This window comes from Kitasatospora phosalacinea, assembly GCF_000717185.1.
GTDB classification, from domain to species: Bacteria; Actinomycetota; Actinomycetes; order Streptomycetales; family Streptomycetaceae; genus Kitasatospora; species Kitasatospora phosalacinea_A.
The window spans coordinates 1-8,566 of sequence record NZ_JNYE01000163.1 but is presented as its reverse complement, the minus strand read 5'-3'; the positions used below and the strand labels follow the sequence as shown (position 1 = coordinate 8,566).

8 protein-coding genes are annotated in these 8,566 nt (G+C 74.1%); 4 read left to right on the top strand and 4 right to left on the bottom strand.

Annotation, left to right across the window (positions count from 1 at the left end; all coding sequences use genetic code 11):
- The coding region (locus OO57_RS36585) for a chitinase (RefSeq protein WP_033257145.1) at positions 1 to 363 on the top strand (363 nt) is incomplete at its 5' end.
- Between the two features lie 56 nt (positions 364 to 419).
- Here OO57_RS36585 and OO57_RS36580 read toward each other — a convergent pair.
- The gene (locus OO57_RS36580) at positions 420 to 1,682 is read right to left on the bottom strand and encodes an MFS transporter (RefSeq protein WP_051778713.1); all 1,263 of its coding nucleotides are present in this window, start codon (positions 1,680 to 1,682) and stop codon (positions 420 to 422) included.
- Positions 1,683 to 1,770: 88 nt separating this feature from the next.
- Between OO57_RS36580 and OO57_RS36575 the strand changes: the two genes are divergently transcribed.
- Entirely contained in the window at positions 1,771 to 2,790 is a 1,020-nt protein-coding gene (locus tag OO57_RS36575) for an ArsR/SmtB family transcription factor (RefSeq protein WP_033257143.1), read from the top strand.
- Positions 2,791 to 2,906: 116 nt separating this feature from the next.
- Complete coding sequence (locus OO57_RS36570) at positions 2,907 to 5,189, top strand: glycosyl hydrolase family 18 protein (RefSeq protein WP_033257142.1); 2,283 nt, start codon at positions 2,907 to 2,909, stop codon at positions 5,187 to 5,189.
- Between the two features lie 127 nt (positions 5,190 to 5,316).
- On the opposite strand, the gene OO57_RS36565 is transcribed toward OO57_RS36570, so the two are convergent.
- Complete coding sequence (locus OO57_RS36565) at positions 5,317 to 6,519, bottom strand: geranylgeranyl reductase family protein (RefSeq protein ID WP_033257148.1); 1,203 nt, start codon at positions 6,517 to 6,519, stop codon at positions 5,317 to 5,319.
- A gap of 189 nt (positions 6,520 to 6,708) precedes the next feature.
- Between OO57_RS36565 and OO57_RS36560 the strand changes: the two genes are divergently transcribed.
- Entirely contained in the window at positions 6,709 to 7,239 is a 531-nt protein-coding gene (locus OO57_RS36560; RefSeq protein ID WP_033257141.1) for a carboxymuconolactone decarboxylase family protein, read from the top strand.
- A gap of 55 nt (positions 7,240 to 7,294) precedes the next feature.
- Here the strand turns inward: OO57_RS36560 and OO57_RS36555 are convergent, their stop codons facing one another.
- Both OO57_RS36555 and OO57_RS40515 read right to left on the bottom strand, forming a co-directional pair.
- Positions 7,295 to 7,714 (bottom strand): hypothetical protein, encoded by a 420-nt coding sequence (locus tag OO57_RS36555; RefSeq protein ID WP_033257140.1) that lies wholly within the window; start codon positions 7,712 to 7,714, stop codon positions 7,295 to 7,297.
- 120 nt (positions 7,715 to 7,834) lie between these two features.
- On the bottom strand, positions 7,835 to 8,533 hold the full coding sequence (locus OO57_RS40515) for a DUF4184 family protein (protein WP_063737723.1): 699 nt from the start codon (positions 8,531 to 8,533) through the stop codon (positions 7,835 to 7,837).
- Positions 8,534 to 8,566: the final 33 nt, after the last annotated feature.

Genomic DNA, 8,566 nt, shown 5'->3' with positions numbered 1-8,566 from the left:
CCGGCCGGGCAGGCCGCGTACTACGGCCGCGGCCCGATCCAGCTCAGCTGGAACTTCAACTACAAGGCGGCGGGCGACGCGCTCGGCATCGACCTGCTGCACAACCCGAACCTGGTGCAGACCGACGCCTCCGTCGCCTGGCAGACCGGCATCTGGTACTGGATGACCCAGAACGGCCCGGGCACCATGACCGCGCACAACGCCATGGTCAACGGCGCCGGCTTCGGCGAGACCATCCGCTCGATCAACGGCTCGCTGGAGTGCAACGGCGGCAACCCCGCCCAGGTGCAGAGCCGGATCAACGCGTACACCAGCTTCGCCTCGATCCTGGGCGTGCCCACCGGGTCGAACCTGAGCTGCTGACGCCCTGACGGCACCCGCGGGCCCCCGGCTCCCCGCCGGGGGTCCGCACGCGCGCCTCAGCGCCGCACCAGCGCCGTCATCCCCCAGCCCGCGGCCGCGAACAGCGCGGCCAGCAGCGCCCAGCCGAGCAGGCCGTGCGTGATCACCACCGAGGTCATCAGCACCGGGCCGAGCATCAGCGCGCCCGACATGCCGGTGTTGAACACGCCCTGGTAGGCGCCGTGCGCCTCGTCCTTCGCCAGGTCGTAGCTGAGCGCCCAGGCGCCCGCCTGGCTGTACACCTCGCCGAGCGCCTGGCAGGCCACCCCGGCCGCCACCAGCAGCGCCGCCGCCCAGCCCGGCAGCCCCGCGGCCAGGCCCACCACCAGGCAGGACGCGGCCACCAGCAGCGCCCCGCGGCGGAACACCAGGGCCGCGGCCCGCGGCTGCTCGGTGCCCCGGGTCGCCCGCACCTGCAGCGCGATCACCAGCGCGGTGTTCACCAGCAGCCCGCCCGCGACCATCCAGCGCGGCGCGTCGGTGTCGCGCACCACCCACAGCGGCAGCCCGACCTCGACCATCACGAACTGCAGGGTGATCACCGCGTTCAGGCCGGTCACCGCGAGGAACGCCCGGTCGCGCAGCGCCGGGTTCGGCCCGGACGCGGCCCGCGCGGCCTGGGCGGCGGTGCGCGGCGCGACCGGCACCAGCAGCACGTACAGCACCGCGATCACCCCGTACGAGGCCGCGTCCACCAGCATCGCCGTCAGGTAGGCGCCCCGGGTGTCCAGTTGGAGGACGGCCGCGGCGCCCAGGGTGCCCACCGACAGGCCGATGTTGGTGACCGAGCGCAGGTAGGCCCGTCCGGTCACCCGCCCGTCCGCCGGCAGCACCTCGGCGAACAGCGCGCCGCGCACCGCCGAGCCGCCCCGGTCGGCGACCGCCACCAGGCAGGCCAGCACCGCGAACGCCGCGAGGGCGTCCACCAGCACGTACGCCGCCGCGCTCACCGCCTGCAGGGCCAGCAGCGCGACCAGCACCGGCTTGGGCCCGTACCGGTCCGACAGCCGCCCGGCCGGGACGCCCGCCGCCACCCCGCACGCCCCGGCGAGGGTCAGCACCAGGCCGACCGCGCCGACGCCGAAGCCCATGACCCGGGTGAAGTACACCACCCCGAGCGTCATCCCCAGGCCGTTGCCGACGGTGTTGACCAGCGTGATCGCGGTCAGCCGGCGCAGCACCGGGTCCGCGGGCAGCAGCCGGGCGAACCGGCTGCGGACACGGTGGGGGGCAGGGGGCGGCGGCGCGGCCTGGTCGGCCGCGGGTGCGGTGGAGGTCATGGCCCGATCAGACCGGGTGCGGAGGGGGCGTGGTATTGATTTAGCCCCCGCCTCAATCCTCGGGCGGGACGGATCCCCGGGGGGCTCGGTGGTACTGCGGTTCCGGCTCGGCCTGGCGGACCTGGCCGCGACCTACTTCGCCTGCTCGCCGCTCCAGGAGGCGGTCCTCAGCCTGCGGATGTGGACCCACCCGGGCCAGTACCCGCACGGCGCCGCGTTCGAGGCGATGCGCCCGGCCTTCGAGGCGCTGCCGCAGGCGCCGCTGCTGCGCGCCCTGGTCGCGAGCAACAAGTACGTGCCGGACTTCCTGACGCCCCGCCCGACCGTGCCGTTCCCCGAGTTCCGCGCCGAGCTCGCCGTCGTCCGGGCCTTCGACCCGGCCCGGCTGGCCGAGGAGCTCGCGGTGACCTTCCTCCCGCACGACCGGGTGCTGCCGCCGCTGCTCGCCGAGCGCGCCGACCGGCCCGCCGCACTGGTCGCCGAGGTCGCCGACGCGCTGCAGGCCTACTGGACGCACGTCCTGGAGCCCGCCTGGTGGCCGCGGGCCCGCTCGGTGCTGCGCGCCGACATCGTGCACCGCTCCCGGGTGCTGGCCGAACGCGGCGCGGCCGGGCTGTTCGCCGACCTCGACCACCGGCTGCACTGGTCGGACGGGGTGCTGACGATCGACCGCGACTGGGGCGACGGCGACCTCGACGTCGCCGTGGACCGGCGCGGCCTGGCCCTGCTGCCCACCTGCTTCGCCCGCGGCGCCCTCACCGCGATCGGCCCCGACCTCACCCCGTCCATCACCTACCTGACCCGCGGCCAGGGCAACCTCTCCGGCCCGCCCGACCCGCCGCCCGCCCCGCACGCCCTGGAGCAGCTCCTCGGCACCCCGAAGGCCCGCCTGCTCGCCCTCCTCCAGGAGCCCACCGCCACCACCGAACTGGCCCGCCGCCTGGGCGTCACCCCCGGCGCCGTCAGCCAGCACCTGGCCGTCCTGCACGCCACCCGCCTGGTCACCCGGGCCCGCCACGGCCGCCTGGTGCTGTACGCCCGCAGCCCGCTCGCCGACCAACTGCTGGGCCCGTGGGCAGAGCCCCGCCAGGGGCTCCCGTCCGAATGATCGTCAACTCTCTTCAGGTATAGACCTGTTGACGAGTTGGTCCAGTCCACTTACCCTCCTGAGTGCCGCTCCCGGCACCCCTGTACGGAATCCCCCACACCAGACAGGGAGTACCGATGCACGTCCGCTCCAGGCAATGGCTCAGGGCCCGCCTGCTGGCCCTGCTCGCCGCGCTCGCACTGCCGTTGGCCCTGCTCGCCGCCACGCCCGCGCACGCCGCGGCCAAACTGACCGCCACCTTCACCGGCGACAACTACGGGTCCTGGTGGAAGGGCACGTTCGTCGTGAAGAACCCCAACGCGACCGCCGTCACCGGCTGGACGCTGGAGTTCGACCTGCCCCCGGGCGTCACCATGACGGGCACCTACAACGGCACCTCGACCACCACCGGCAGCCACGTGGTCGCCACCAACGCCTACTACAACGCGACGGTGCCCGCGAACGGCTCGACCGAGCCGTACAGCTTCTGGTTCATCGGCAACGGGCCGATCACCGCGCCGCTCAACTGCCGGGTCAACGGCGACAAGTGCGACGGCACCCCGGACGTGCCGCCGACCGCGCCCGGCGCGCCGACGCTGGTCGACGCGACCGCGCACAGCCTCTCGCTGAGCTGGGCGGCCGCGTCCAAGGGCGACTTCCCGGTGGCCTCGTACGACGTGCTGAACGGCTCGGTGGTGCTCGGCTCGGCCACCGGCACCTCCACCACGCTGACCGGACTGACCCCCGCCACCACGTACGGCCTGACCGTCCGGGCCAAGGACACCCGCGGCAACACCGGCCCGGTCAGCGCCGCGCTGAGCGCCGCCACCGTCGACCCGGCCGGTGACACCGTGCCGCCCACCGCGCCCGGCAACCTGCGCTCCACCGGCGTCACCAGCACCAGCGCCTCGCTGGCCTGGGACGCCGCGACCGACAACAAGCGGGTCGCCGCGTACGACGTCTACCAGGGCGGCAACCTGGTGCAGACCGTCACCACCACCTCCGCCACCGTCGGCCAACTCTCCCCCGCCAGCCCGTACGCCTTCGCCGTCAGGGCCCGGGACACCGCCGACAACAACTCCCCCGTCTCCAACACGCTGAACGTCACCACCGGCGACCTCGCCGGGCCCGGCAAGTACTCCCGGGTCGGCTACTTCGTGCAGTGGGGCATCTACGGCCGCCAGTACTTCGTCAAGAACCTCGACACCTCCGGCAGCGCCGCCAAGCTCGACGTCGTCAACTACGCCTTCGAGAACATCGACCCGGTCAACCTGACCTGCCTGGCGGGCGTCACCAAGGGCACCACCGCCAACCCGCAGGACCCGGACCAGGGCACCGGCGCCGGTGACGCCGACGCCGACTACGCCCGCCCGATGAGCGCCGCCCAGTCCGTGGACGGCGTCGCCGACGACGGCTGGTCGCCGCTGCGCGGCAACCTCAACCAGCTCAAGAAGCTGAAGGCGAAGCACCCCAACCTCAAGGTCGTGGTCTCGCTCGGCGGCTGGACGTACTCCAAGTACTTCTCGGACGCGGCCGCCACCGACGCCTCCCGCAAGAAGCTGGTCTCCTCCTGCATCGACATCTGGATCAAGGGCAACCTGCCCTCCTACAACGGCGCGGGCGGCCCCGGCACCGGCGCCGGGATCTTCGACGGCATCGACCTCGACTGGGAGTGGCCCGGCTCGCCCGACGGCCACGCCGGCAACCACTACTCCGCCGCCGACAAGCAGAACCTGACCCTGCTGCTGGCCGAGTTCCGCCGCCAGCTCGACGCCCTCGGCGGCCCGCACAAGCTGCTGACCGCCTTCACCCCCGCCGACCCGGCCAAGATCGCCCAGGGCTGGGACCTCTCGCAGATCTTCCAGTACCTGGACATCGCCAACGTGCAGGGCTACGACTTCCACGGCTCCGGCAGCGACAACTCGTGGGAGCCCAACCGGACCGGCCACCAGGGCAACCTGTACACCGACCCGGCCGACCCGTACCCGTTCCACTTCTCGATCGAGAACGCCGTCAAGCCCTACCTCGACGCCGGGGTCAACCCGCGCAAGCTCACCATCGGCTTCCCGTTCTACGGCCGCGGCTGGCAGAACGTCACCGACGGCGGCGCGCACGGCGCCTGGCAGGCCGCGGGCGGCGCCGCGCCCGGCCAGTTCGCCGAGGAGGCCGGGACGCGCGGCTACCAGAACCTGATCACCTCGGTGCCCAACCTGACCGTCTACCACGACCAGACCTCGGTCTCCACCTACGGCTACACCGGCAACGGCGGCCAGTGGTGGAGCTTCGACGACGCCTGGTCGATCGGCCAGAAGACCGCCTGGCTCAAGTCCAAGAACCTGCTGGGCGTGATGATCTGGGAGATGTCGGGCGACACCCCGTCCGGCACCCTGATGAACGCCCTGGACGCCGGCCTGAAGTAACCCCGGAACGCGGGCGCGGGGCGGCCCCCCGAATCCCAACCCCCCGCGCCCGTCCGCACCACCCGCCCGTCCGCACCACCCGCCCGGGAGGCGAACCCCTCCCGGGCGGGCCCGTCCCCGCCCGCTGCTACTGCCGCCCGGCGACCGCGGCCAGCTTGCGCGCCGCCCGGTGGTCGCGCATCAGCTGCGCGAAGGTGGTGTGCCCCTGGGTGGTCCGGGCGAACGCCCGCCACGCCGGGTTGATCAGCGACACCGCCAGGTGGAACAGGTACGGGCGCTTCTCGAACGAGGCCAGCATGACCTTGCCCGCCCGCATCTCCACCCCCAGCCCGGCCTTGATCGCGAACGCGTAGTTCAGCGCCTGCCGCCGCACGTCCGCCGCGCCGCCCGCCTCGGCCACCTGCACCGCCCACTCCCCGGCCAGCCGGCCCGAGCGCAGCGCGTACGAGATGCCCTCCCGCGTCCACGGCTCCAGCAGCCCGGCCGCGTCGCCCGCGACCAGCACCCGGCCGCGCGACAGCGGCGAGTCCTCGGCCCGGCAGCGGGTCAGGTGCCCGGACTCCACCAGCGGCTCGAACCCGGACAGGCCGAGCCGCCGGACGTACGCCGCCAGGTACTCCTTGGTCTTCTCGCCCTCGCCGCGGGCCGAGATCACGCCGACCGTCAGCGTCCCCGAGTCGGTCTTCGGGAACACCCAGCCGTAACTGCCGGGCAGCGGCCCCCAGTCCAGGTGGATCCGGCCCGCCCAGGCCCGCGACACCGACTCCGGGACGGGGATCTCCGCCTCCAGGCCCAGGTCGATCTGGTCGAAGCTGACGCCGACGTGCCGACCGATCCGGCTGGCCGAGCCGTCCGCGCCGACCACCGCCCGCGCCTCCACCCGCCGGCCGTCCGCCAGCGTCACGAACACCGTGCGGCTGTCGCCGCCCTGCTGCTCCACGCCCGTCGCGGTCACGCCCGTCACCAGCACCGCACCGGCCTGCTCGGCCGCCTGCACCAGGCGCAGGTCGAACTCGTCCCGGTTGACCACGCCGAACAGCATCCGCTTCGAGCGCCGGGTGCGCGTCCACCGGCCGTTCAGCGCGAAGGTCACCGCCGAGATACGGTCCTGCAGCGGCAGTTTGAAGTCCTCCGGCAGCGAGTCCCGGGAGGGGCCGATGATGCCGCCGCCGCAGGTCTTGTACCGAGGGTGCTCGGCCTTGTCGAGCAGTAGCACCCGCCGGCCGCGGGAGGCCGCCGCGTACGCCGCCGAAGAACCCGCCGGGCCCGCACCGACCACCACGACGTCCCACACGCCGTCGATCGCCGCCGCCGTCCCGTCGTCCTGCACGTCCTGCGGGTCGGTGCCCGCGAGCTCCTCCGACGCCACGTCACCGGTGTCGTCGGCGAGGGCCTGTTCCTGGGTGCTACCGGTGTCAGTCACGGTCGCCCATCCTAATCTGCCCGCCCCCCGCCGCGGCCCTCCCCCGCCCAGGTCAAGCCCTTGCCAAGGGCGCCCCGAACCGATTCAGTGACCCCCATGCCCCACATCGCGCTCCCCAACGACGACCCCGGCATCCGGGGCCTGCTCGCCGCCAAGCCCGCCTCCGGCCTGCGCCTGAGCGAACTCGCCGAACAACTCCTGCGCGGCGAGTCCCCGTTGGGCGTCGGCGAACGCGAACTCATCGCCGCCTACGTCTCCTCCCTCAACCGCACCCGCTACTGCGCCGGAGCCCACGGCGCCACCGCCGCGCACCGGCTCGACGGCGACTTCGCCCTCGTCGCGGCCGTCCAGGACGACCTCGACACCGCCCCCGTCAGCGACCTGATGCGGGCCCTGCTCCGGCTCGCCGCCAAGGTCGCCGACAGCGGGCTGTCCGTCACCCCCGAGGACGTCGCGGCCGCGAAGGCCGCCGGTGCCGACGACGAGACCGTCCACGACACCGTCCTGATCGCCGCCGCCTTCTGCATGTACAACCGCTACGTCGACGGCCTCGCCGCCCTCACCCCCGAGGACCCCGCCGCCTACCGCGCCATCGGCGCCCACCTCGCCACCAACGGCTACCTCTGACCGCCGCCCCAGCGAAGGGCCCCTCCGGGGGCCCGGGGAGGCGGGGCCCGGAGGTTCAGAGCCGCGCCAGGAACCTGTCCAGCTCGGGCCGCGAGTGGAGCGACACGTTCACCCGCACCCGCCCCCTGCGCTGCGGCAGGCGCAGCCACAGCGTGTTCCAGGCCCGCCCGCGCCTGACCTTCGCCACCAGGGAGCCCGCCTGCTCCAGCGGCACCACGGCCATCACCTCCTTCGCCTCGCCCGTGGTCCGCGACCCGCGCAGCACGTACACCGACCGGTCCGTCACCGCCAGGTAGTAGCCGTGGGTGAACACCTCGATCGTGAACGTGAGGAGGAAGAAGTAGTCCAGGTACGGGGACGTCTCCCCGGTGCCGATCACGATCAGCCGCGGCCGCTCGCTCGGGTCGATCCGCAGCACCGCCCGTCTCGCCTCCGAGACCAGCTCCGCCTTCCGGTCCGCCTTCAGCATCGACACGCCTCTCCCCTACCGCCGGACGCGCCCGCCCCGGGCGCAGCAGCAGACCCTACCCACCCTCTCCGCACGAACCACCTCCGGGGGGCAACCTCCGTGCCGGGCCGGGGAGTTCGCCCCGCTTCAGGCCGTTTTCCGCCGCCGCCGCAGCAGCCCGAGCAGCGCCGCCCCCACCGCCAGGCCCGCGCCCGCGCCGAAGCACGCCTCGTCGACCGTGCCCCGCTCCCGGCGCCGCACCCGCTCCGCCGCCCCGGCCAGCGCCGCCGCGGCCAGCACCGCGGCCGGGCCCCGCCGGCTCTCCCGCCACGGCCCGGCGTACCGCGCCAGCACGGCCAGGCCCGCCAGCGACGTCCCGTACTGCAGGGCGCCGTGCAGCGGGACGCCGCCGACCTCCCGCTCCAGGACGGGCAGGGCCCGGACGCCGGCCCGGCCGCGGTGGGTGAAGGAGTCCCACACCAGGTGGGTGGCCGCACCCGCGGCCAACGCCCCGGCCGTCCAGCCGAGTTCGGCCGCCGTCGGCCGCCCGGCGGGCACCACCGCGTTCCACCGCCCCGGCACCGCCGCCCGCAACGGCTCGCGCCACAGCCCATACCAGCCCGCGACCAGCCCCGCCCCCACCACCACGTCGACCGTCGGCGCCGCCCACCACCGGTGCGTCAAACCACCGTGCCGGTAAACCCCCCGGACGAGCGACTCCGCGAAGAACGGCACGTCGGGCGCCATCGCCCCGGCAACCAGCCCGGCAGCAACCGACGCCCCCCTCCCCCGCGCGGCCCGCAACCCGGGCAGAACGGCGGCAACATGACTCACGGTGAACGGCATCCCCCCATCCTGCCCGCCCACCCCCCGCCAACA